Source organism: Gracilibacillus lacisalsi DSM 19029 (assembly GCF_000377765.1).
Classification (GTDB): domain Bacteria; phylum Bacillota; class Bacilli; order Bacillales; family Amphibacillaceae; genus Gracilibacillus; species Gracilibacillus lacisalsi.
This window is the reverse complement of sequence record NZ_KB898662.1, coordinates 346,627-372,181: the sequence shown is the minus strand read 5'-3', so window position 1 is coordinate 372,181 and position 25,555 is coordinate 346,627. Positions and strand designations below refer to the sequence as shown.

Below are 25,555 nucleotides of genomic sequence, written 5' to 3'. Positions count from 1 at the left end.
CTTTACCGACCAAGATGAGCAAATCTAGGTAGTGAATTCATAGGAACCAATGATCTCTACCGTGCAACAAGAGGGGTAATAGAAAAACAAGGCTGGGTTTCAATTTGGTTAGGTAACCGAAGGGGACTCAATAGGAGAGAGAGTCTGTCCCTTCCCAATTCTACGGTTACAATGAAGCCCATCAAGAGGGGCTAGGTACACTTAAAGGAAAATAACCCCTTACCTTAGCGCCTGGCAAAGCACATGAGAGTTTATTTGTTGTTGTTTTTGTCAGACATGATAAACGCTATCAGCATGCCAAACTTTTTTTGACTTATTTCAACCACAACATTTCTTGAACTTTTTCCCACTACCATATGGACAAGGATCGTTTCTACCAATTTTCTGTTCATTAACGACAGGTACTTGGATTTCCTCATCTGATTCAGTTTCTGCATACTTCTGTAAGTAGTATTCTGGCAGTTTGTCTAACTTTTTACAATAGCGTTTTTCATTAAATTCTTTTTCGTTTTTCATAACATCAAACATTTCTTCTACTAATATTGCTGCAATCATTTTCTTTGCTTCATCCTCAGTATAGCCAAGATCTATTAAAAGATTAAATGCTGTTTTCGTACATTTTGGGTTGTTTTCACGTAATTGATTATCCACGACTCCCAACAATTGTGCCTGTAACCTATAATTAACCACTGAGATCTCCCCTTTATTTGCCGTTTTATAAACATTTTCTTCCACCATGCTCGCGAACAGCGTATTCATTTTGAACTTACGATTCAACGATGGTTAACATATTTTCAACAATAGAACGAATTTGCAACCACCATATGCCCTTATTATCAACTTTAGGGTGAATACTATCAAGTATTGCGCATTTATTATCAACTTTAAGGAGTTTACTAACAACTTTTTAAATAGCATCGACGATCAAGAAAAGAAGTGGTGCCGGGAAAGATATCTTTATAACTATTAACCACAACAACCTGATACTGTTTATTTGTTTTTTAATGAAAGGTTTCTCCTCACTCAAAAGTAAATATTAATATCAAAAGTCTATTCGTCAATATCTGTTGTGAAGTACAAACTAAATTTACAATTTTTGATAGGAAGGTCATACATAAGTATGTTATAATTTTCTTATTGTAAAAGATTAAGAAATAGAAGGAGTTAAGAACATTGGGTGGACTAGAATTACAAACAAATCAGACTTATTTAGTTACAGGCTCAGCTGGCTTTATCGGCTACTATCTTTCTAAAAAACTATTAGATCAAGGCTGTACAGTGATAGGTATTGATAATCTAAATGACTATTATGATGTGAATTTAAAATATGCACGCTTGGAAGGTTTGGAGTCTTATGAAAACTTTACCTTTGTAAAAGAAGATATTTCTGATAAGGATGTAATAGATGATCTTTTTGCGCAATATCGTCCGAATGTTGTCGTCAACTTAGCGGCACAAGCAGGGGTTCGCTATTCTCTAGAGAATCCGGATGTATATATGCAAAGTAATGTGACTGGGTTCTATAATATATTAGAAGCGTGTCGTCATTATCCAGTCGATCATCTGATTTACGCTTCATCTAGTTCGGTATATGGTGCAAACAAGAAGGTACCATTTGAAGAAACAGATTTTGTGGATCATCCTGTATCATTATACGCGTCCACCAAGAAATCCAATGAACTAATGGCACATACATACAGTCACCTTTATAAGATCCCAACAACTGGGTTACGTTTTTTTACTGTTTATGGCCCGATGGGTAGACCTGATATGGCATACTATGGTTTCACAGATAAATATTTTGCTGGTGAATCGATTAAAATCTTTAATAATGGTGATTTTGACAATGACTTATATCGTGACTTTACGTACATTGACGATATTGTAGAGGGAATTGAGAAATTGATTCCACGTACACCGGAAGGCGAAGTGCAACATGAAATATTCAACATTGGTAATAATAGTCCGGAGAAATTGATGCATTTTATTCACTCTTTAGAGAAAGCACTAAGCAATGCTCTAGGACGTGAGGTAGAATTCAAGAAAGAATTCGAACCAATTAAACCAGGTGATGTACCAAGAACATATGCATCTACTGACCGCTTGCATGAGGCAGTAGGGTTCAAGCCAGAAACCTCGATTGAAGAAGGCTTGCAGAAATTTGCTGATTGGTATGTCCAGTATTACAAGTTAAATGAGGGAACGAAGCAAGAGCAAGTAACGAACTCTTAAAGTGAAACTTTCATCAGTGGAGGATTGGCTTCTACTGTTGGTTCGGGAAAGTTAACGTTCGTAATAAAATGGAGTTGTCTAATCATGCAGGAACTCGTTAATACATTTAAACAATTGTATGGGAAGAAAGCTTTTCAAATAGTTCGATCTCCTCTTAGAATATGTCCTTTAGGTGCACATGTTGACCATCAAGATGGACTAGTTACAGGGATGGCACTAGATTCAAATGTAGAAATAGTTTTCGCACCTTCTGAAGCCGGTTATATTCGTATAAGTAGTATGGACTTTCCTGATGAAGAGTATTTCCATATTGATAGTGTACCTGAGATGTTACCTGGATTTTGGGGTAACTATATTCGTGGTGCAGTACTTTCCCTACAACAGGATCAAAAATTACAATATGGACTTCAAGCGGTGATCAGTGGGAAATTACCGATTGGTGGGTTAAGCTCATCGGCAGCTGTAACAACTGCCTATTTGATGGCCTTAGCAGAAGTGAGCGATTTAAACATCTCCAAGGAAGAGTTAGTTTCTTACAGTCACTGGGTAGAAACAGAATTTATCGGCTTAAAGAATGGCATTCTCGATCAATCGGCTAATATTTTGAGTGAAGATAACCGATTATTGGTGATGGACTGCAAGACAAGTGAGCATTATTTAGTAAACAAGTCACCAGATATGCCTGAGTTTGAAGTAGTAGTTGTCTACTCAGGTGTAAGTAAAGCGTTAATTGGTACAGACTACAACAACAGAGTAGACGAATGTAAAGTTGCAGGCTGGATTGTAGAAGAATTAGCAGGTCTCAAGCGAACTGCCTTACAAGATGTGAAACTTCGGAATATCTCAGAAGAGCATTATCTCAGGTATCGTGACCAAGTTCCAGGTAAATTCCGTAAGCGACTGGATCACTTTTTTACCGAACAAGAACGTGTACGTAGTGGGATTGAAGCATGGGAACAAGGAGATCTTGTTCAGTTTGGTAAACTCATGTTTGAATCTGGTGAAAGCTCGATTTATCAATATGAGTCAGGCTGCCCAGAGTTGATCACTATTTATCAAGTGTTGAAAGAGACGGAAGGTGTATATGGCGCTCGTTTTAGTGGGGCAGGGTATCGAGGTTGTTGTATTGGATTGATTGATCCAGCATACAAAGAACAAATCAAAGCAAACATTGACGCTGTTTATCCAAACCAACACCCAGCATACCAAGATGTATACAAAGTCCATTTTTGTAGAACCAACAATGGAGCCCGTCTTGTAGGTGAAGAGGATATCGGAACTGTTCTAAAATAGGATGTTAGCCTGGAGGGAAAAAGATGAAATGTATAATCCTAGCTGCTGGCTATGCGACAAGGTTATATCCCTTAACGAAGAATAAAGCGAAACCTTTATTAGAAGTTGCAGGGAAGCCGATCTTGAATCATATTATCGAGAAGGTCGAAAAAGTCGATTCCATTGACGAAGTATATATTGTCACCAATGAGAAATTCACGCCAAGTTTTCAAGATTGGGCTCGAAGCTATCAAGGCAATAAGCAGATAATCGTCGTTAATGATCATACGACAACCAATGATAATCGATTAGGAGCGATTGCTGATATCCAGTATGTATTGGATCAGCATGAGATTGAAGAAGACATCATGGTATTAGCTGGAGATAACCTGTTTGATTTTGAATTGGTTGATTTTGTTCACTTTTATCAAGAGGTGAATGCAGATAGTATTACGGCTCATGAGTTAGATGACCCAGAAGAAATGAAACGAACTGGTATTGTCGAAGTAGATGCAGATGGAGTGGTTACTTCATTTGAAGAAAAGCCGCAAGACCCAAAATCAAAATTAGCTGTACCACCTTTTTATGTATATAAGGCAGAGACATTACCTTTGTTTAAGCAATATTTAGCAGAAGGGAATAATCCTGATGCACCGGGGAATTTTATCCCATGGCTAATTCAGCACAAGCCAGTATATGCCTTTACATTTGAAGGCTTAAGATATGATATTGGAACGATTGAAAGTTATCATAAAGTACAAGAATTATTTTAGAGGTGAACAGAGAAAATGAAAATAACAGTAGCGGGGACAGGCTATGTCGGATTATCAAATGCTGTTTTATTAGCACAGCATAATGAAGTAGTAGCCTTGGACATTATGGAAGAAAAAGTGGATATGATTAACAATAAGAAGTCACCTATTGTTGATGAACAAATCCAAACCTATTTAGAAACGAAAGAATTGAATTTGTTGGCTACTACAGATGTACATAAAGCATATGAAAATGCGGATTATGTGATTATTTCTACACCAACAAACTATGATCCAGATCAGAATTATTTTGATACAAGCACAGTAGAAAATGTAATTGAGACGGTATTAGACATTAATCCAGATGCTGTCATGGTGATTAAATCAACGATTCCGGTTGGATATACATTGGAAGTACGTGAGAAATACAATACAGACAATATTATTTTCTCTCCTGAATTTTTACGTGAAGGACAAGCATTATATGATAACTTGTATCCATCACGAATTGTAGTAGGGGAAAGATCAGAACGTGCCAAGGTATTTGCGAATTTGTTGGCTGAGGGAGCTATTAAAGAGGATATTGATATTCTTTTTACCGATTCAACAGAGGCTGAGGCGATTAAGTTATTTGCGAATACGTATTTAGCGATGCGAGTTTCCTTTTTCAATGAGTTGGATACTTATGCAGAGATTCGTGGTCTGAATACGAAGCAGATTGTGGAAGGGATCGGGCTTGATCCTCGTATTGGTGATCATTATAATAATCCTTCCTTTGGTTATGGTGGTTACTGCTTGCCGAAGGATACCAAACAATTGCTGGCGAACTATCAAGATGTGCCAAACAACCTTATGAAAGCCATTGTAGATGCGAACAGTACACGTAAAGATCACGTTGCTGATAGTATTCTGGCGAAGAATCCGAAAGTTGTTGGTATCTATCGTTTAACGATGAAGACTAATTCGGATAACTTCAGACAGTCTGCCATCCAAGGTGTGATGAAGCGGATTAGAGCAAAAGGCGTGGAACTTGTCATTTATGAACCAGTATTGGAAGAAGCAGAGTTTGATGGTTCACGCGTTGTGAAGGATTTTGCTGAGTTTAAAGAGGTTTCCGATGTTATTGTGGCTAATCGATTGACGGATGATTTGAAAGATGTAAGTGAGAAGGTTTATACGCGGGATTTGTTTAGTAGGGATTGATTTTGAAACTGATGGCACATTGCTCAATGAAATTGATCTAGATTATCTAACTATAAAAAAATCTCCATCTTCGAGGGTTGAAGGTGGAGACTTTTTTGTTAGTTGTTCACTCATCAGAAACATTCTTTTTATTCTGATTGAATTCATTTCTTATAATGTTCCAAATTTGTAGGATTCTTCGAATGTTATTGTCTAGACTGGTATTAATTTTCTCAAAAAGATTTCCTTTTTTCATAAGGTGAATGTTTTAATCTAATCTTCTGTTAAAACTAAGTCTTCAAATAAGTATATGGGGGGCTTTGTATCAATTAAACTCAGTAAATAATCAGCTGTTACGTCGAATATTTCAGTTAATTGCAAATAATCACTTCGTCATTATTTACTATTCAAATAAGATGCCATTAATAATAACTTCTTTATATGGATAATTAAAACACTACTAACAAAAAAACTTAAAAAATACTTGGCCTATACCGATATTAAGCATAGATATCATGATTTTCGATATTTATAGATTTATAATTTGATTATAAATTTATGAATGGAGTGATTAGAATTATACTTAAGTTTATTAACTTTATTTTACCATATGGATTGATAATATATATTTGTTTGCCACTTTTCAAAATACAAGATCCTATGCGTTTTTTCATAATATTGTCTATTATAACACTTTTATTAATTTACTATATAATCAAGGAAAGAAATTACTTACTTAGTTGGATATTAGCTATAATTATAGTTGTATTAATTTCAACTATTTATTTTATAGGTTTGTATGAATTTAAAATGATTTTTTCCTTGTTTATCATAATGTCATCTCCAATTTTTGTAGTTGTTTATATGAAAAAGTGGAATAAGAACAAAGATATCGAAAGTTTGCTTAAATTATATGTTTATCTTTTCTTTCCTATCGCCTTCCTTCTTTTTATGATGCTTTTGACAGTTATTATGGAGAGAATTACAAAGTATTTCAATTTATCAGAGGAAATAGTTGTTTCCATTATTTTCTTGATTTTTGTATTTATAGTTGCTGTTTATGTATATCTTCTATTATCCGGTTTCTATAAGACAATTTCTAAAATAAATAAAAAAGTAAAAAGAAATGCAACTGGTATAAAATCTAAATTATATACTAGCTTATTATTCTTAGGGATAATCATAGGATTGATATCACCAGACATAATTATTTTGTATTTGGGGTATGATTTTTATCTGAATTTAATAGGTTTTAGTGATTATAATTGGTTTGACTTGTATTATTATGGTTTTTCTATACATTTTTTAACACCTATTAGTGAAACAGGGAAAGTAATACAAGAATATTTGTTAGGAACTTATTTAGGTAAAGCTTTGTTTATTATTCATGCACTAATAATCAGACTAATTGATGTTACGATATTAGCATCAGTGATTAAAATGTGGACTACTAATAATGAATCAAGGATTAATGGTAATTAAAAATATCATTTGTTTTGTTATTTTCTTGAGTTGGTTGAATAGCATGTCCGTGGAGGTATTACTGGTGTATGCAGGAACATGTGCTCAGTTGTTGGGTTATTTACGCTTACTTCATTCAGTTTTTTTAGAACGGAAGAATCTATTATTGGAGTTGAACAAGGTGTTATCATAAGTTATGAAAGATGAGCGGAAATTTGTTGGCAAGGCTAAGAAGCTAGTGGATGAATGGCATGAATGGCCTTATCACCAATTGACCAATAGAGAGGCATTCTGCTTGGAAGTAAAAGATACAGTTGCCGATGTTGGAGTATAATATATATTGGAAATATTCGGTCAAAACCTCTATTGTGGCAAGTAAAATTACAGGTCATAAGGCTTTAACGATTACTGTAGTCTCAAAATAAGTCCCTTTCAGAAGTAGTTGAGGGGACTTTACCAAGCATCGATCCATTTCGTAAGGCCGATATTCTATGAGAAGGAATTATGGGGTGCCTGTCACTTCCCGGTTATTATACAATACATTTTAGAATAGGAGACTTTTATGCAGTTTTCAGAACTAACGATAAGGTTGCTACTTATTTTTTTCTTGGAATTCTTGCTGCAATATTGATAGACAGCATAACGTCTTATCGTGGCAGAGAGTTTAAAGTGTTTTTATTAAAATCTTTATTTTAGTAATCTCATCATATGTTATTATATATATTTATCGTTGAGATAATTGCTTTATTTATATCTATCCTAGTGTCAACTGTAACCAATTATTAAAGGTGATGGACCAAAAATGCCTATTCATTTCTATTTCTTGTACTTAAAATAGCTTTAAGTACCAGTTTTCTTCAATCGTTGAATTTGGTACTTATTTGGGAAATGGAATGTTAAAAGTTATAGTTTTAAAAAACGCAGGGGGGGAGGGAATGATCATTCCCTCCCCCTGATTTTTTACATGCATTGATTATTCACCATCCACCACTTCTTTTAATATTTGATAAGATCTTTTTTGTTTCTCTGTATCAAATATATAAGAAACGGCCATTAGTTCATCTACTTGGTATTTCTCTTGGAAATTCGTTAATTGTTCGCGTATCGATTCTTTACTACCTAGCAGTGTAGCGCTAGACATAGATGAAGCGACTTGTTTCTCTTGCATGGTCCATAACTCATCCATATCTTCTACAGGAGGACTTAAAGGATTTTTCGATCCTCGAACAACATTTAAGAAAAATTGTTGCATGGTGGTTGATTCAAATTTCGCTTCTTCATCCGTTTCTGCTGCAATCACGTTCAAACAAACTACCATATATGGTTTATCTAAATATGGAGATGCTTGAAACTCTTTCCGATAAATTGAAATAGCCTCTTCCATATGTCTTGGTGCAAAGTGAGAAGCAAACACATAAGGTAAGCCCAGTTTTGCAGCTAAATGAGCAGAATCAGGTGATGAACCAAGAATATAAATCGGAATATTTGTGCCAAAGCCAGGAAATGCTTTGACATATCCTTGTTCTTCTTCTGGTCCAAAATAGGTTAACAATGATTGTACATCTTGTGGAAATGTATAAACTGGGTCATCTTTTGATCTTCTTAAGGCGCTTGCTGTTAACTGATCTGTTCCTGGCGCTCTACCTAATCCTAGATCTAATCGGTCAGGATATATTGTTGCCATTGTACCAAATTGCTCGGCTACTGCTAATGGAGCGTGATTTGGCAGCATGACACCACCTGATCCAACTCGAATCTTCTTCGTATTCTCGAGTGTATGTTTCATTAAAATGGTTGTCGCTGAACTAACTAATGTCGTTGTATTATGATGTTCAGCTATCCAATATCGTTCATAGCCCATTTGATCAACAGCTTGTGCGAGTTCTACCATTTGGTCAATTGCTTCTTTTGGTCCATTTCCTTTACGAATCGGAACTAAGTTAAGGACAGAAACAGGTATATTTATATTTGTCATACTTCATTTCCTTTCTTCAATAACTTACCATTCTATCGTAACAATAACTGTTATAGAAAAGTATTAATTTGCTTGAAGCTAATTATCAATGAAATAGGTAGCTTTTAGTATCAAAATACCAAAATATGATATAATGCATAGGGATCAAATTTAATAGGAAAGAAGCGATAACATGTCAGCGGAAATCAAACAATCTAAAAAAAGAAAGCCGTTATGGCTAAAAGTTCTTTTCGGCGTATTAATCGCCATTTTCGTCGTGCTGGTTGGATTTGCTATTTATGCTTATTCTGTTTATGACAATGCTAAGAAAACAGTAAATGATCAAATGCACATTGATGTAGAGAGCATTGATCGTAAAGTGACCAAAGAGAAAGTAAGTGATCTTGATCCATTGAATATTTTATTATTGGGTGTTGATAAGCGACCTGGTGAACGTGGTCGTTCTGATTCTTTAATGGTATTAACTTTGAATCCAAAGCAGGATCAAATGCAAATTCTTAGTATTCCTCGTGACACACGAACTACTATTATTGGTCGTGGAACAGAAGATAAGATTAATCACGCTTATGCATTCGGCGGTGTTGATATGTCGATTAATACCGTAGAAAACTTACTAGATATTGAACTTGATTATTATGTGGAAATGAATATGGACGGCTTGGTTGAATTTATTGATGAGCTAGGTGGAATAACAGTTCAAAATGATCTAGACTGGGTAGATAAAGGATTCCACTATGCAGAAGGTGAACTAAATCTAGATGGAAAGCAGACATTAGGATATGTAAGAATGCGTAAACAAGATTCGAGCGGAGATTTCGGTAGAACTGGTAGACAACGTCAAGTAATTGAAGCAGCCATCGATAAAGGAGCAAATATTGCTTCCGTAGGTAAAATTAATAGTTTCATAGACATATTAGGTAATAATATGGAGACTAATATGGATTTTGATGATATGCAAGATTTATTATCCAACTATGCAAATGTTCGTCATAACACGGAAGAATATATGTTACAAGGAAGTGGTAAAAGGATTGATGGTACTTACTATTATATTGTGCCAGATGAAGAATTAGCTAAAGCTCATGATATGATTGGTGAAACAGGTACTAACTAACATACTGACAAATACTTATTTGTAAATGTTTTCTTTCTCATTTCAGTTTCCCCATCCTATCTAATGCTGGCGCACGAGATGTTTGTTGTTGTCATGGGGCAACAACAAACACCAATTCCCATAACACACCAAAGCATAAGTTGTTTATTTTCCAATATACATAAAAGCACCCTATAGGTAGGCTTTTTAAAAGTGTCTACTCTATAGGGGTACATTTTAAAGTTTGAATGTGGAGCTTTTTTGTGTTTCGGTAAGAAGATTGTACAAAACTTCCTTCTTATCTTTGCTCTTAATGAACTCTCATTGATAAATTCAATTGATAGTTTATAAATGATTGTTTTTCTGCTGGTATCATTTCTTTTACCCATGTTCTTAATTGGGCTTTGGTCACGGGGTTTTCTTTGCTTTCCTCCTGTAAATATTGCTTCAAAGACTCTACGAGATCAGCATCCTTTACTGCCGATTGTAGTGTAAGGTACCCTTCTTTCACCGAACTTTCTTCAAATTTTATGTCATGGAGTAATGCTTCATTTCTCTTTTTAGTTTGTTCATGTTCTCTACGCACATCTTCTTCCGAATGGATCTTGTCTAAACCATAATAAGCATACAATTCTTCTGGAGCATCATGGTCTTTCATTAATTCTTTTAACTGTACGATCATGTCATACTCGGTGGAGATATCATCAATTGGATGTTCCTGATTCGGGTCCTGTTTATAGTTAAATAATTTATGGCCAAATCTTTGGTAATTCTTCGCCATGATATCATTGGATTTGATTTTTAGCACATTTAATCCTTTTGTAAAATCAAATGGTTCAGTTAGTGTCGCACCTTGTAGTTCATCGATAGTAAAGCGTCGGTTAATTCGCATAGGTGACAATGTATATTCATGTAAAAGATCCTCGACATTTGGCATTGGCGCCCTCATGTACACATATTCGCCATTGGTAATATTAATGTTACTGCCAAAATAACCGAATAACAGACCATTATGATTTGCTTGGTCGTGTTCTAGGACATTGCTTAAAGATTTGCCTTTCATATCCTTAGGTTTTTCAATATTAAAGAAATCGAGAATGGTAGCAGGAATATCAATCGTTTGTGCTAATTCATCCGTACTTTCATTCTGACGTCGTATGCTTGGGTTCCAAATAAAGAATGGCAGTTGGGCAATCTCATTGTAAACAGGCATAATGTTTTTTCCCCACCATTCATGTTCCCCTAGCATGAAGCCATGATCTGTATTGACAATGAGCATCGTGTCATGCCAAAGGTCCTTCTCGTCCATATAATCTAACACTTTGCCTAAATACGCATCACACATGGTTACGAGTGCTTTGTAGTAGCCTTGTACAATTCTTCTATGTTCATCTGAATAATCATCATATGAATAGAGTAACCAACCATTGTAATCCTCTTGAGAAACACCATACATCTCTAAATATTTTTCAGGAACAAAAAATGGTTCATGCGGATCAAAGCTTTCAATCTGTAAAAACCAATTATCTGCATCTTGGTTTTCTCTTAAAAACTCTAGTCCTGCTTCTACTGTTCGAAAGAGGGGATGATCTTCCTCATTTGGCATGTGTGAACGGTTGACGGCATCCTGGGACATACTCACCATTTTTCGTTTTTGACCTTCCGAGTCTAACTTTTCTAATCCGTCAATGTTTGTATTTTTATTTACTTTTGGCTTCCAATTATCACCTTCTTGCCCTCTAATCAACTCATAGGAGGAATAACGTGGGTGATAGGTGGAGCCTCCATCTCGCCAATAATGCTTATGATCTGTGACAAGGTGTGTGTAAATACCATTGTTCTTTAATAACTCTGGCATCGAATCATCAAACGGTTCTAACGGCCCCCAACCTCGATGTAAAAAGTTATAACGTCCCGTTTGCATATCACGTCTTGCCGGCATACAGGGCAAACTTCCCGCAAAAAAGTTATCAAAACGAACCGTCTTGTTAGCGAGTCGTGTGAAATTTGGTGTACGAACATCTGAGCTGTCATAAGGACTTAGGTAATTTCTTTTTAACGTATCAAACATTACTTGGATTACTTTCATTCTTTTCAACTCCATTATTACAAAGTGTTTAATAAAATGTAAGGGGGACCATTCTCTTATAAAGCAATCCCCCTTGCTGAGGCAGTTAACTGTAATTTCGCAATTTTCCTACAATATAAGTAAGGATAAAGGAGGCGGTAAAACCAACTGCATAGGATAATAGATATTGTAAATACTTACCATCTGCGATTAATGGAATTGCAGACATGCCGGCTGCACCGTAAGCGGATGCTTGTACATCCAGTAGGCGAATCATCATACCACCAAAGCCAGCACCAATGGATGCCGTAATAAAACCAAAACCAGAAGGTAAAACAACACCATACATTGTCGGTTCCCCAACGGATAAGAAGGTTGTTGGGACAGCACCTTTGGCAATTTCTTTTACTTTTTCACTTTTAGAAAGTAAATAAATCGCCAGACCTGCGCCAACTAGACCTGAATTACTCATGATCTGCACAGGAAAAATCGGAGTTGTTCCTGTTGCATTAATTAGCTCCAAGTGAATGGGCACTAAACCGTGATGTAACCCTGTAGCAATTAATGATGGGAATAAGGCTGATAATAAGAAACCACCAAAAATACCACTTTTATCAATGACATACATAATTCCTTCAATTAACCAATCAGATACAAATCCAGCAATTGGCATTATAGCAAACACAAAAATACTAGCTGTTATCAAGAGTGTAAAAGTAGGTGTTAATACTACGTCTAGAATATTAGGTATTACTTTTCTTAAAAGTTTTTGAACCTTGGCTAGGATATAGACCCCTAAGATGACACCGAAGAGTCCCCCTTGTCCACTTGTCAAGCCGAGCATTTCGAGTTGACTTGCAATCGTAATTGCACCAAGCGCACCACCAAGGATCATATCTGTTTTAAATACTCTAGCGGATGTTATTCCAATAAAAATGGCTAAAAATGCGAAAGTAGCATCTCCAATAATGGCAAGAAGTGTACTGATCTCTAGCATATTCCAAGACTCCAACACTACTTGTTGTGCTGTTAAACTATCTGTAGCACTTACGCCTTGTTCAGCAACTTCGGCAGTCGCAAGGTTTTTAATAATGTTGTTAATCCCCATGGCAACACCGGAAGCGATAATCGCTGGTATCGCAGGAACGAATATACTTGCTAGTGTTTTCAAAAATCCTTGTTTCTTTTCCTTGTTTTCTTCAGAACCTGTTACTTCGGCATCTGATGAAGAGCTTAGGAGATTTTCAATTTCCTCTCTTACTTTTGTACTACGACCAGGTCCAACAATAATCTGGGTCGTTTCTTCCTGATTAACCCCCATGACCCCTTTAAGTTCTTTAATCTTTTCTACATCTACTTTTGATTCATCTTTATAATTGATTCTTACTCTTGTCATACAGTTTGTTATACTTGAAAAGTTCGATGCGCCGTCAGATAATTCAATTATTTTCTGTGCGAGCTGTTTATCATTCACTGTCCAATCCCCTTTCTAAAGCTGTTAAGGTAACGTTACCATAATGAGATTATAGTGGATGTGCTTGTTTAAATGAAGGGCTTACACGGATATCGGGAAAAGGTTTCATAGGATGGGAATAAAAACAGTGAAGTGATTCAATCTCACCTGAATTTAGATGAAATAAGCTTAGGTGGTAACAACAAGATATTCGCAGTATCGATAAATAACTCCAAAGAAAAGTAACTGAACAAGGGCGAAAGTTATCTGATATCATTCGACTTGTTGTTCGGCGCTTTGCTTTACAATACACTGTTTTTTTGGTGTGAATGAAATAATTATTTATCTGTCAGTGATCTGTTTTTATATTCAAAGTAATGATAAGCTAGTGTTTCGACAATACTATGAAAGGCACTTGACGAGTAAAACCAGTCACTAATCAGTTTAGAGTGTTGGTCCACATATACCGGGATGAAGAAAGTGGAGTGGTTGGTTAACCAGTTATTCTCAGAAGCCGTGATGGCTAGGATTTTAACATTCTTTATCAACGGAATGCTAAGCGCATCTTTAAGTGTGGGGTTATTGCCGGACCTTGAAAAAATGATGAGTAGATCATCCTCTGACATTCTCTCTGTCACCAATTGATAAATTTCAGTATTGATATCCATGGGAATAATTTGCATATTTTCCCCAATACCTAAGAACATTCGCTGCATTTCCATGGCTAAGTTTTGCTGTAGGAGACCTGTTCCCATGAGATAAATGTTAGCACTTTGTTCCATTAGTTCACATACTTCGGAAAGATTGATATTATTTAAATGGCTGATGGTCCTCTTTACATTTTGGATCACTATTTCGCCGAAATCTACCTGTGATATATTACCTTCAGACAAATGGCTTTCCCATTTCATTAAATTTTTCATTTCTGTATAGCCTGTGAATCCTAATTTCTGAGCAAATCGTAAAACAGACGATTTAGAGCTCAAGCTTTGAGAGGCGAACTCATTAATACTTAGGTCATAGATGTCTTCTTTATGACTTAACATAAATTTTGCCAGTTCTTTTTCACCTTCACTAAAAGCAGAGTAGTTTTTATTAATTAATTCCTCAATTTTCACTGAAAACACCTTCTGTATATCATATTTTTAAATAAAATACTAAATTTTGATGATGGTAAAAGAATCGAAAGTACACCCATCATAATTATATCCTTAAAAGTTCTTTTGACCAAATATATTTGTTAATTTAAAAATGGAGATGAGAGTTTTTGATCAAGAAAAAAAGTGTTAAGAAACTGCTATTTCTCAACACTTTTTTTATGAATTATTTGTTAAAAATGATATATTTCTTAGCAGTGAGCTGAACTGCTAATTGTTTACTTGATAGTTTGCAATTTCCGTTTTTCCTGCTTGTACATCACTGTTTTCTTTTTTTACTAGGTTTTCTATGCTGTCGCCGTTTGTAAGAACAATTGGGGTAATGGTATTTGCAGCAACATTTCTAATTTTTTCTAAGTCAAATGATACTAACAACTGTCCTGCTTGTACTTTGTCAGCATCGCTTACATGTAATTCAAAAGGCTCTCCATCTAGAGACACCGTTTCCAAGCCTATGTGTATTAAAATTTCAGCTCCAGTAACAGATCTGATCCCGATTGCGTGTTTAGTGGGAAAAACTTGAATAATTTCGCCATCAACAGGGGAGAAAAGCTTGCCTTCCGTTGGTTTAATGGCTAATCCTTCTCCCATCATTTTTTCTGAAAATGTAGGATCTGGTACTTCTTCTATGTTGACAAGCTCGCCTGTTAATGGTGCTAGCCATACCTCATCTAGCTTTTTTCGTTTTGAAAACAAATTACCTAACATGTAACATGCATCCTCTCTTTTTTTGTTCTATGTTATATAACATTAATTTTATTATTAATGTAATTAAATTTTACAACAAGTTAAAGAAGATGGGTTATTCAATATATTTATACCCTATAACTCTTGATTGATAATATCTAGGGATAGCTAATTCTTTTAATGCACCGGTCCAAAATAGTCAAAGGACAGGAAATGCCCAGAGTATTGGAACGATGGATGAAGTAGAATTAGTTAATAGAGAGTTTGTATGTTATTAACCGTGTCACTTTACTTTAATTATGATGGAATCACTTTTTAATAAACTCAACAAATGCCCTCGCACTATTCTTACTGAAGCGTTGTTTTCTAGTAACAAGCCAAAGGTTCCGTTTAAATGCAACGTCTTTGATTTTGGTTTCGCATAATAGCCCTAACTCTAACTCACGCTTAACGGTTAAACTAGAGACAATGCTTATTCCTAGATTAGCCTCCACCGCACTTTTGATTGCCTGTGTACTTCCTAAATCCATGTAGCTTTCGATGCTATCTAATATGTCATACTCTCTTAAAAAGTTCTCGATGATAAGCCGTGTACCAGATGTAGGTTCACGCCAAAGCATTTTTTCGTTTACTAGCTCTTGAAGACTAATGGATTCACGATCTTTCCAAGCATGATCAGGAGAATGGATGAGGATTAATTCATCTTCGGCAATACTTTCTACTTGTAAGTTTTTATCTGTGATAATCCCTTCTACCAAAGCAAGGTCGATAATGCCATTAGACAAAGCTTCTAGTACACGTGGTGTGTTCTCTACTAAGAGTGATATATTTATGTTGGGTTTTTTCTTATTGAATTTTCCTAGAAACCCTGGTAATAAATACTCTCCTATCGTAAGACTGGCACCGACCTTCAAGGATTCATGGTAATTTTTATTGTTTACTTCTATAGCATCCTTCGATCGTTTGAAATCTTCCACAATGGATTTAGCAAAAGGATACAAGATTTTACCGTTTTCCGTTAGTGTTAGTCTGCCGTCTTTTCGATCAAAAAGTAAGGTGTTATACGTAGTTTCCAATTGGTGTATTTGTTTTGTCACTGCTGGCTGTGACACATAAGAAAGTTTGGCAGCCTGGCTAATGCTACCAACATCTACAACCAAACAGAACATCTGTAGGGTAGTGATATTCATTGGTATTTCCTCCTTAAGGATGTAGATAATTATAAACCAAATGAAAAGGTTAAACAATAAGTGCTACTTTATATAAAAGTAGCAGGTCAGAACGGGTGGATAGTTATCGCTATTAAGTAAGGGTGACCTTAACAATATTGTATACATTCATAGCAATAATAAATAGAATACTAATATTAAATATTTTTTCCACGTGCCTATTTGTCAGTCTGGTGACAATAGTGGAGCCAAGTATACCGCCAAGAACTCCGCCTGGAATCATATAATAAAGCATAGATAAATCAGAATTTCCATAACCTGTTGTGAATGCAATTAATACTAGGGCTGCCAACTGGGAGAAGAAGATGATAAAAATAGAATTAATTCCTGCATTTTTGGTGTTCATCGAGAAAAACAATGATAAAATTGCTACATTAATTGGTCCTCCACCAATTCCAAGGAATGCGGAAAACAGTCCAAGAGTAAAGCCTACTCCAAGTATAATCAACTTGTTTTCTAATACAAAGGTATTTAATCTGTGTTTCCTCTTAAAATAAATATAGATTAACAAGAGAAGACTAGCTAATACTGCTGATTGGATAATAGCTGTGATAGTTGGGATATTTAATGATATAGTGAGCAGATTAAATAATGCTTTTCCGGAGCCCCCACCAATAATCGAACCTACAGCGATTATCGAACTAGTTGTTTTATCAACTTTCATTGCTTTGTTTTTTCTGCATTTCATTAATGAAACACACGCCATCGATAAGACGGTTGCAGCGGATAAAATTCCTATGGTTGCTAAGTCAAAATGTCCAAGTAAATCTAGAGTAGGCTTAATAATGACTCCGCCTCCAAGGCCAGCAATTGCACCAAGAGTAGAGGCAAAGAGTCCAACGATAAAATATATAATGAACATAAATTTTCAACTCCGATGTTCTATTTCTTTTGTTGTTTTGCCGAAGTTAATATTAGCAGAGGTTTTCACATTGCGATAATACCGTTGTTTAATAGCCTATAACCAAAAGCTATAGGTGTAGGAAAAAAGAATTAAAGAAAGGGTTTACAAGTTTGTATCGAATATGCTACTATTATTTCAATAACAAATTAATATTTTAGGATTGTTACTATAGTAATAGGCAAAACCTAAATTTGAATGAATGCTTCTATAAGGAGCGAATTATATTCAAATTTAGGTTTTTTTTCGTTTTTAGCTGCAATATTATTGCTATAGTTTCTCGCGAGGGGGGAGGATAGATGCGAGTTAGTAAAATCTTAAATAACAATGTCGTTATTTCCCATAATGAACTTAACCAGCAAGTGATTGTAATGGGGAATGGATTAGCCTTCCAAAAAAAAGTTGGCGATGAAATTGATAAATCCAAGATCAAAAAAACCTTTGTCTTACAAACCAAAGGCATTTCAGAAAAGCTTGCCAAAGTATTGATGAATACTTCAGAGATATATTTAAATATTGCGGCACAGTTTTACGAATATGCCCAATCAAAGCTCTCTTATAAATTAGATGAGTACCTTTATATCGCTTTGACGGATCATATAAGCTTTGCTGTAAGCAGATACAAAAAAGGTGTAGAACTAAAAAATCCACTTTCATGGGAAATTCGCAAATACTACAAACTTGAATTTCAGCTAGCACTCAAGTGTTTAGAGGTTATTGAAAAAAAGACAGGTGTACGCCTCGGGGAAGATGAGGCCGCATCTATTGCATTGCACTTAGTTAATAGTCAGCTTTCTGGTCAGAATGTTACCAATGCCGTTCAGATCACGGAAATGGTCGATACTATTTTGAGTATTGTAAAGTTTCATTTTAAAGTGGAATTAGATGAAGAATCGGTTAACTATGAAAGGTTTTTAACACACCTTCGCTTTTTCGCTATTCGTTTTATCCGAAACGAAAAATTAGAAGATACAGCTGATCCATTTTTATATAACCAGATTAAAGAAACGTATACGGAAAGTTATCAGTGTACAGAAAAAATTGCTACCTACTTAAAGAATAATTTTGATTTGGATTTAACAAAGGATGAGGAAATTTATTTAACTGTTCATATTAACCGTGTGACTGACCGACAGCAAAAGGAGACATCTAGTTAAACGAGTTGAACACAATTAAAACAACTAAATAGTAGGGAATGTTACCTTAGTGGGCATTACCTGAGTTGATTCTACCATACGACATCAATTTGTTACGTGGTAAGGGTTATCTCAGGTTTTTTTAATATGTAAGGAAAGCATAAAATTTGCGCAGACGTCTAGCTCCGAGCGCCCAAAAATTAGGCGATTTCATTCATCGGTCCGAGCTACCGTCATTCCTTTATCTCGGTTGATTAGCTCCAACCGCTACATTTTTAAGTGGGCGCTCTGCGCTTTTCTTATATCATCATAAAAAGAAAGAAGGGAATCATATGAAATACGAAGAATTGGCTAAAGACATAATAGAGCATGTCGGCGGTAAAGAAAACGTTAAAAGTGTCGTTCATTGTGTTACACGCTTACGTTTTAAGTTAAAAGATGAAGAAAAGGCTCATACTGAAATTTTGGAAGGTATGGATGATGTTGTAACCGTTATGAGAAGTGGTGGACAGTATCAAGTAGTTATTGGTAATCATGTACCAGATGTATATAAAGCAGTCCAACATGTTGGAGGGTTTGAATCACAGGAAGAACCAGAGGAAGATGATGAAGGAGAAAAACAAAGTATCTTTAATAAATTTGTTGATATTATTTCCGGTATTTTTGCTCCAACGCTAGGTGTGTTAGCGGCTACTGGTATGATTAAAGGTTTCAATGCTTTATTTTTATCATTAGGATTATATCCTGATACAAGTGGAATCTATAATATTTTGCAAGCAGTGGGAGATGCTTTATTCTATTTCTTCCCGGTATTTTTAGGTTTGACAGCAATGAAGAAATTTAATGGAAATCAGTTTGTAGGGATGGCAATTGGCGCAGCGTTAGTGTACCCAGCAATGAGTAACTTAGATGCTGGTGATCCATTGTATACCTTGTTTACAGGAACGATGTTCGAGTCTCCTGTTCATATTACGTTTCTTGGTATCCCAGTTATTTTGATGACTTATTCATCTTCGGTTATTCCAATCATCCTTGCTACCTTTGTAGCATCAAAGCTGGAAAAATGGCTAACCAAAGTAATACCGGATGTTGTGAAGACATTTTTAGTACCATTTTTTACTTTATTAATCATCGTACCGTTAACTTTTATAGTGATTGGGCCAATTGCTACATGGTTAGGTTTATTTTTGGGTAATGCATCCAATTGGATATTCGGGGTAAGCCCCTTAATAGCAGGCATAATTCTTGGGGGATTATGGCAAGTGTTTGTGATGTTCGGTCTTCATTGGGGATTTGTACCGATTGGTATCAACAACTTAGCTGTGGCAGGTTCAGACTATATCTTAGCTTATATATCTGCTACATCTTTAGCAACAACTGGTGTCGTACTTGGTATTATGGTAAAAACAAAGCAACAAAACATCAAAACATTAAGTATTCCAGCAGCGATTTCAAGTCTTTTCGGTGTATCTGAACCAGCCATTTATGGAATTACGCTTCCATTGAAAAGACCCTTCATTCTTACTTTAATTACTTCTGCAGTCGGTGGAGGTATTATGGCTTTAATGAATACTAAAGTATATATGATGGGTGGATTGGGTATTTTTGGCATCCCATCTAAAATTGGTCCAGATGGTCTTGATATCGGCTTCTGGGGTGGGATTGTTGCGATGGTTACAAACCTCATCTTAGGTTTTATCCTTGCTTATTTATTCGGCTTGAAGAAGGAAAGTGAAGAAGTATCTAATACTAATGAATTAACAAAAGACAATCATACGAACAAAGATAATCATGAGATTGCAAGTCCACTTAGCGGAAAAGTGATTTCACTTTCAGATGTTGAAGATGCTGCTTTTTCATCCGGAGCATTAGGGAAGGGAATTGCGATTGATCCGACAGAAGGTAAGTTGGTTGCGCCAGTAACTGGTAAAGTATCAGCTCTTTTTCCGACTAATCATGCGATTGGTATTACGGATGAGCAAGGAACAGAAATTTTAATTCATATTGGTTTAGACACGGTGCAATTAGAGGGTAAATTCTTTGAAGCACACGTTGCACAGGGGGATAAGGTAGAAAAGGGGCAAGTTCTTATTGATTTTGATATTGATGAGATTAAGAAAGCAGGTTTTTCTGTCACAACTCCTATTGTATTAACAAATCTTGCGCCTCAGAGTAAGCTAAAGACAGCAGAGATAAAACAGCTGAATCAGGGTGAACAACTAATGACAATCGTTTACCAATCAGCATCTAGTGCAGGCAAGCTAGTGACACAGACGAACTAAAGATTGTAATGGAGGAAGGAAGTATTCTATACTTTCTTTCTTCCCTTTCTTATAAGTAAGGAAAGCACAGATGTCTAGCTCTGAGTGCCCAAAAACTAGGCGACTTCACGAATCGCGCTACGATAAAGAAGACTTGTCGATTGGTGAAACCAGAGGCTTAGTCGCACTTATGCCTTTAGGTGAAAGTCATCATCGGTTCGTAAACTCACCGTGATTCCTTTATCTCAGTTGATGCGCTCCAGCCGCTACGTTTTTAAGGGGGCGCTCTGCGCTTTTCTCATAAGTAATGTTCCGATCCAGTGGATTAATATAGAGAGGATGAATGACAATGAAAGTAATTCAAGTCATGTTTGATACGTTAAAAAGAAATGCATTGAATGCATATGAGGCTTCAGATATTCAAACACCAAATTTTGACCGACTACAACAAAAAACAGTGCAATTTAATCAATTTTTTGCTGGCAGTTTACCATGTATGCCAGCAAGACGAGACATGCAAACAGGTCGTTACAATTTCTTACATCGCGGTTGGGGGCCTATGGAGCCATTTGATGATTCGATGCCAGAATTATTGAAACAGAATGGTATATATACACATCTTGTAACAGATCATAAGCATTATTGGCGAGATGGAGGAGCCACTTACCACCCACGTTATTCTTCTTATGAGTTGATTCGCGGACAAGAAGGGGATAGTTGGAAGGCAAAAGTGGACAAGGATATGAATATTGATGGGTTAGATAATATTCCAGATGAATTTAAGCAAAGAAAAATTGGTAGTATTGCTCAAGATTTATATAATCGAGAACATATGCCGAAAGAAGAAGACCATATGCTTTACCGCACAGTGGAAGCGGGTATGGAGTTTTTAAGAGAGAATAAGGATGCGGACAATTGGTTCTTGCAAATTGAATGCTTTGATCCGCATGAACCGTTTTTTGTACCAGAAAAATATTTAAACATGTATGGTGTTTCGCAAGAGGAATTTAATGGCTGGCTCATGTACTCGCACGATGATTATACAAGCGAAAAAGCAGACCTGCTGAAAAACTTCTATAAAGCGCTTGTTACGATGTGTGACGCCTACTTAGGAAAAGTTTTAGACTTTATGGATGAACATAATATGTGGGAAGATACGATGTTGATAGTGAACACGGATCATGGCTTACTCTTAGGTGAACATGACTGGTGGGGGAAAAACATAATGCCAGTCTATAATGAGATTGCTAATATTCCATTCTTTATCTGGTATCCAGATTTAGGCATTCAGAATGAATCTCGAAATCAATTGGCACAAAATATTGATGTTCCAGCTACCATTTTGGAATTCTTTGATATTGAGATCCCAGAATTTATGAAGGGCAAATCATTACGTAAGGTGGTAGAATCGCCTGATGAAGTGAATCATGAAGCTATTTTATTTGGCTACTTTGGAAGCAATATGAACGTTGCTGATCAAGAATACATTTATATGAGAGCTCCAATGCCTGGTAAGGAAGATTATCTGTATGAATATACATTGTCACCAATGCGTATGAACCGCCGTTTTACACCAGAGGAATTACAAGGTGCAGAGCTAGATAACTCTTTTGCCTTTACAAAGGGAGTTAGCACACTGAAAATGCAAACGTCGGACTTTATGGGCAAGAACTATCAGCGCTTTGGCAATAAATTATTCAACTACAAAGAAGACCCTGCCCAAAAATCACCATTAACAAATGCAGAAAAAGAATTCGAAATGATTGAGAAGCTGAAGTGTTTAATGGAAGAGAATGAGGCACCAGAAACACTATATACGTACTATGGATTAGATCAAATCCATTCAGTTGAAGATGTAAGGAAGGAACATGAAGTATTAGATCGTGAGCAAGAAGCAGTGACGGAAGAGGTAACATTTGTAAACTATCATGTAAAGGATGGCTATCTCACGTTGATCAATGCACTCAAAGATAAAACGAAGGCACAAGCCATGAAACAGTACGTGCAAGAAACAAATGCCGCTGTAACAGAGGATGACATCAGAAATTGGATCAAAGACAATGTGGATAAAGAGGAACAGGCACGTCTTTTCTATCAAATAGATATGACCTTACGTGTGGACTAATTATACACTTGTACCCCCATGCTATAATGAACATATAGCATGGAAAAAGGAGTTTTTGAAATGGAAAAGGAGAATCAGCAAGCTTCTTGTTGTTCAGTCAACAGAGCAAGCATTACAGATGCAAAAACAGAAACGTCACCTGTGACAAATCAAAAACAGCAAGTCATCAAATTTAAAGATAAAATGGTATTACTTGATGGTGGAGCATTTTTAATGGGGACAGAGGATGATGACGGTTTTCCAGCTGATCAGGAAGGTCCGGTAAGAAAAGAAGAGGTGCAGCCTTTTTATATCGATAGCCACACGGTGACTAATGCTGAATTCAAGGCATTCGTAGATGAGACGGGCTACAAAACCGAAGCAGAAGTGTTTGGTTGGTCATTCGTTTTTCATTTGTTTCTTCAAAAGGAACAGGTGATAGAAGAACGGAGGGTTCCAGGAACACCATGGTGGTTAGCAGTAGATGAGGCATTCTGGTATCAACCAGAAGGTCCCGGCTCCTCGATTGACGAGCGGATGGACCACCCGGTTATCCATGTCTCCTGGAATGATGCAGTTGCTTTCTGTGACTGGGCAGGGAAGCGACTTCCGACTGAGAAAGAATGGGAGTATGCTGCTCGTGGTGGATTAGTACAAAAGAAATATGCATGGGGAGATGAGTTACACCCGAATGGTGAACATTACTGCAATATTTGGCAGGGAGAATTTCCGGTGAATAATACGACGCATGATGGCTACATAGGTACTGCACCAGCTGTCTCGTTTCCACCAAATGGTTATGGCTTATACAACGTCTCAGGAAATGTTTGGGAATGGTGTGCTGATCCGTTTGAAAATGATAACACCAAACAATTAAAGTACCCAGGAAACCAAATACCACGAGTGATGCGAGGTGGTTCCTACTTGTGTCACCATTCCTACTGTAATCGATACCGAGTAGCAGCACGTAGCGCGAATACAATGGACAGTTCAACAGGTAATTTGGGCTTTCGTTGTGTGGCGGATATTTAATCATAGAATGGACATCCCTAAAGGATGAGTGCCAATATTTAATGAGCGATGTATGGCTGGCATTGAAAAAAGAAAGGGTTTGTGTTTCCTTGTCGAATATAGTAACAACTTGCGTTTTACAGTAAAATTAACCAAAAGGCATGTACCAAAATGGTAGATGCCTTTTAATTTACGTGAATTCGACATGGAGTTGGATAGGGATAGAAACCTGAAACTTGAAACGGCTCTAATACGTATATAATGTAAGAGATAGAAGAGGCGGTGAAAATATGTATTTATGGGTTAATCTGTTGTTTATAGGTATTGTGATATATCATATATACCGAGTGGGGCGAACTTTGAGGGAATTAAAGAGGCGAAGTATTTTCCCAAGTTCGGAGATGGATTATCGCAATATAAGATTGGAGCCCCTTTGAACCATTGATTATCCAGAAATAACATATCACAAAAAGCGTCTTGTTATTTACGGGTGTCTTCTTGTGCTGATTTGGAGTGCGTTTTTCTATGCTTTATTTACAGAGGAATTGTTCCCAATTTATTTGTTCATCATTCCGTTCACTTTGTTTTCTTACCAGGTGTTAAATACGTTTGCTATAAAAGAAGAGGGGTTAATGATAGGTACCCAGTTCATCCGTTGGCAGAAGATCAAGTATTATCAATTTGTCCGTATTGATGTAAATCATAAATTCTATGGTCATACCAAAGAGGTAAATGATTGTTACGAATTGAAGGTAAAGCTAGGTTTTACTAGCGCAAGCTGTATTATAACATCGGATGAAACTAAAGAACAGATAGCTACGTTTCTTGCTTCTTATGTTCCCTATAAACAGAAGCTAACTTCTAAAAAGGAAGAAATAGAGAATGGATCAGTCTATGAACAATAACTGAGATTATAGCTTTCTGTTTAGTCATGAATTATTACTTAAACGTTATAGGGGAGTGTATGAGCATGATTGAAAGCCTTAAAAAAAGATATAGGGAAAGAAATAAGTTATTTTTGACATTAGATATTACGTTCAGAATCGCCACTCTTTACTTTGCTGTTCAATTAATATTTTACTCTGTTTCAGGATTGTTATCCTCCGATCCGTCAAATGATTCGTCCGAGTTTTTAAAGATAGGTATGCTCTTTTCACTTGGCTTAATGAATGCTGTTCATATTGTGGAAATGATAGTTAGTGGAAAAAGAAAACATTTTACATTACTCGTTATATCTACCATCTTTGTTTTTGGTGTAGCTATATTTATATGGTTTTTAAACTATATAAAGTGAAAAGGGGAAAATCTACTCATATGACATTCCATCTACTAGCATTTGAAACAAAAATAATAGAGAATTAATTGATCAAGGAGAAAACCTTTCTTTAAATTAGTTAGATTTCCCAGTTAAATCGCTTTTGTAGGGAAATCTTGTAGTTGCATTTAATAGTTATCTTGATTAATGGTACTGTTAACAATTTTAACCTGTTTATTGCAAATGGTATTTAGCAATATGAGAGGGTAATCACCACCATACTTCTAACTTTTAAATCTGTTCCAAAGCCTTCTATTCGTATTTTC

At 36.1% G+C, this 25,555-nt stretch carries 21 protein-coding genes; 13 read left to right on the top strand and 8 right to left on the bottom strand.

Annotated elements, in window-relative coordinates; translation table 11 throughout:
- Positions 1–318 precede the first annotated feature (318 nt).
- Positions 319–690: an SEC-C metal-binding domain-containing protein gene (locus D569_RS24775; protein WP_018930663.1), complete on the bottom strand. Its 372-nt coding sequence runs from the start codon at positions 688–690 to the stop codon at positions 319–321.
- Positions 691–1,173: 483 nt separating this feature from the next.
- Here D569_RS24775 and D569_RS0101685 point away from each other — a divergent pair, with 483 nt between their 5' ends.
- The 6 genes from D569_RS0101685 to D569_RS24220 all read left to right on the top strand — a co-directional run bounded on the left by D569_RS0101685 (position 1,174) and on the right by D569_RS24220 (position 7,233).
- On the top strand, positions 1,174–2,232 hold the full coding sequence (locus tag D569_RS0101685; RefSeq protein ID WP_018930662.1) for a GDP-mannose 4,6-dehydratase: 1,059 nt from the start codon (positions 1,174–1,176) through the stop codon (positions 2,230–2,232).
- A gap of 84 nt (positions 2,233–2,316) precedes the next feature.
- Positions 2,317–3,525 carry a GHMP family kinase ATP-binding protein gene (locus tag D569_RS0101680; protein ID WP_018930661.1) on the top strand — a complete coding sequence of 403 codons (1,209 nt, stop codon included), beginning with the start codon at positions 2,317–2,319 and terminating at the stop codon, positions 3,523–3,525.
- A gap of 23 nt (positions 3,526–3,548) precedes the next feature.
- Positions 3,549–4,277 carry a nucleotidyltransferase family protein gene (locus D569_RS0101675; RefSeq protein WP_018930660.1) on the top strand — a complete coding sequence of 243 codons (729 nt, stop codon included), beginning with the start codon at positions 3,549–3,551 and terminating at the stop codon, positions 4,275–4,277.
- A 15-nt stretch (positions 4,278–4,292) separates the two neighbouring features.
- Positions 4,293–5,459 (top strand): nucleotide sugar dehydrogenase, encoded by a 1,167-nt coding sequence (locus tag D569_RS0101670; RefSeq protein WP_018930659.1) that lies wholly within the window; start codon positions 4,293–4,295, stop codon positions 5,457–5,459.
- Positions 5,460–6,302: 843 nt separating this feature from the next.
- Positions 6,303–6,920 (top strand): hypothetical protein, encoded by a 618-nt coding sequence (locus tag D569_RS0101665; RefSeq protein ID WP_156822850.1) that lies wholly within the window; start codon positions 6,303–6,305, stop codon positions 6,918–6,920.
- 175 nt (positions 6,921–7,095) lie between these two features.
- Positions 7,096–7,233, top strand: a complete 138-nt coding sequence (locus D569_RS24220) for a hypothetical protein (protein ID WP_018930656.1) — start codon at positions 7,096–7,098, stop codon at positions 7,231–7,233.
- Between the two features lie 639 nt (positions 7,234–7,872).
- Here D569_RS24220 and D569_RS0101650 read toward each other — a convergent pair.
- Positions 7,873–8,874, bottom strand: a complete 1,002-nt coding sequence (locus tag D569_RS0101650; RefSeq protein WP_018930655.1) for an LLM class flavin-dependent oxidoreductase — start codon at positions 8,872–8,874, stop codon at positions 7,873–7,875.
- 172 nt (positions 8,875–9,046) lie between these two features.
- Here D569_RS0101650 and D569_RS0101645 point away from each other — a divergent pair, with 172 nt between their 5' ends.
- A complete protein-coding gene (locus tag D569_RS0101645) occupies positions 9,047–9,988 on the top strand; it encodes an LCP family glycopolymer transferase (RefSeq protein WP_018930654.1) in 942 nt (313 codons plus the stop codon).
- Positions 9,989–10,277: 289 nt separating this feature from the next.
- On the opposite strand, the gene D569_RS0101640 is transcribed toward D569_RS0101645, so the two are convergent.
- The 6 genes from D569_RS0101640 to D569_RS0101615 all read right to left on the bottom strand — a co-directional run bounded on the left by D569_RS0101640 (position 10,278) and on the right by D569_RS0101615 (position 17,423).
- Positions 10,278–12,056 (bottom strand): sulfatase, encoded by a 1,779-nt coding sequence (locus D569_RS0101640; RefSeq protein ID WP_018930653.1) that lies wholly within the window; start codon positions 12,054–12,056, stop codon positions 10,278–10,280.
- 85 nt (positions 12,057–12,141) lie between these two features.
- Positions 12,142–13,509: a PTS transporter subunit EIIC gene (locus D569_RS0101635; RefSeq protein ID WP_018930652.1), complete on the bottom strand. Its 1,368-nt coding sequence runs from the start codon at positions 13,507–13,509 to the stop codon at positions 12,142–12,144.
- A 317-nt stretch (positions 13,510–13,826) separates the two neighbouring features.
- A complete protein-coding gene (locus D569_RS0101630) occupies positions 13,827–14,606 on the bottom strand; it encodes a MurR/RpiR family transcriptional regulator (protein ID WP_018930651.1) in 780 nt (259 codons plus the stop codon).
- Between the two features lie 249 nt (positions 14,607–14,855).
- A complete protein-coding gene (locus tag D569_RS0101625; RefSeq protein ID WP_018930650.1) occupies positions 14,856–15,353 on the bottom strand; it encodes a PTS sugar transporter subunit IIA in 498 nt (165 codons plus the stop codon).
- Between the two features lie 287 nt (positions 15,354–15,640).
- Positions 15,641–16,522, bottom strand: coding sequence for a LysR family transcriptional regulator (locus tag D569_RS0101620; protein WP_018930649.1), 882 nt, complete (start codon positions 16,520–16,522; stop codon positions 15,641–15,643).
- A 112-nt stretch (positions 16,523–16,634) separates the two neighbouring features.
- A complete protein-coding gene (locus D569_RS0101615; protein ID WP_018930648.1) occupies positions 16,635–17,423 on the bottom strand; it encodes a sulfite exporter TauE/SafE family protein in 789 nt (262 codons plus the stop codon).
- A gap of 338 nt (positions 17,424–17,761) precedes the next feature.
- Here D569_RS0101615 and licT point away from each other — a divergent pair, with 338 nt between their 5' ends.
- The 6 genes from licT (at position 17,762) to D569_RS0101585 (ending at position 25,268) form a co-directional block, all read left to right on the top strand.
- On the top strand, positions 17,762–18,619 hold the full coding sequence (gene licT, locus D569_RS0101610) for a BglG family transcription antiterminator LicT (protein ID WP_018930647.1): 858 nt from the start codon (positions 17,762–17,764) through the stop codon (positions 18,617–18,619).
- Between the two features lie 311 nt (positions 18,620–18,930).
- A complete protein-coding gene (locus D569_RS0101605; RefSeq protein ID WP_018930646.1) occupies positions 18,931–20,880 on the top strand; it encodes a beta-glucoside-specific PTS transporter subunit IIABC in 1,950 nt (649 codons plus the stop codon).
- A 328-nt stretch (positions 20,881–21,208) separates the two neighbouring features.
- The gene (locus D569_RS0101600; protein ID WP_018930645.1) at positions 21,209–22,984 is read left to right on the top strand and encodes a sulfatase; all 1,776 of its coding nucleotides are present in this window, start codon (positions 21,209–21,211) and stop codon (positions 22,982–22,984) included.
- 60 nt (positions 22,985–23,044) lie between these two features.
- The gene (locus tag D569_RS0101595; RefSeq protein ID WP_018930644.1) at positions 23,045–23,995 is read left to right on the top strand and encodes a formylglycine-generating enzyme family protein; all 951 of its coding nucleotides are present in this window, start codon (positions 23,045–23,047) and stop codon (positions 23,993–23,995) included.
- 479 nt (positions 23,996–24,474) lie between these two features.
- A complete protein-coding gene (locus tag D569_RS0101590) occupies positions 24,475–24,879 on the top strand; it encodes a hypothetical protein (protein WP_018930643.1) in 405 nt (134 codons plus the stop codon).
- Between the two features lie 65 nt (positions 24,880–24,944).
- Positions 24,945–25,268, top strand: coding sequence for a hypothetical protein (locus tag D569_RS0101585; RefSeq protein WP_018930642.1), 324 nt, complete (start codon positions 24,945–24,947; stop codon positions 25,266–25,268).
- The last annotated feature ends 287 nt before the right edge of the window (positions 25,269–25,555 follow it).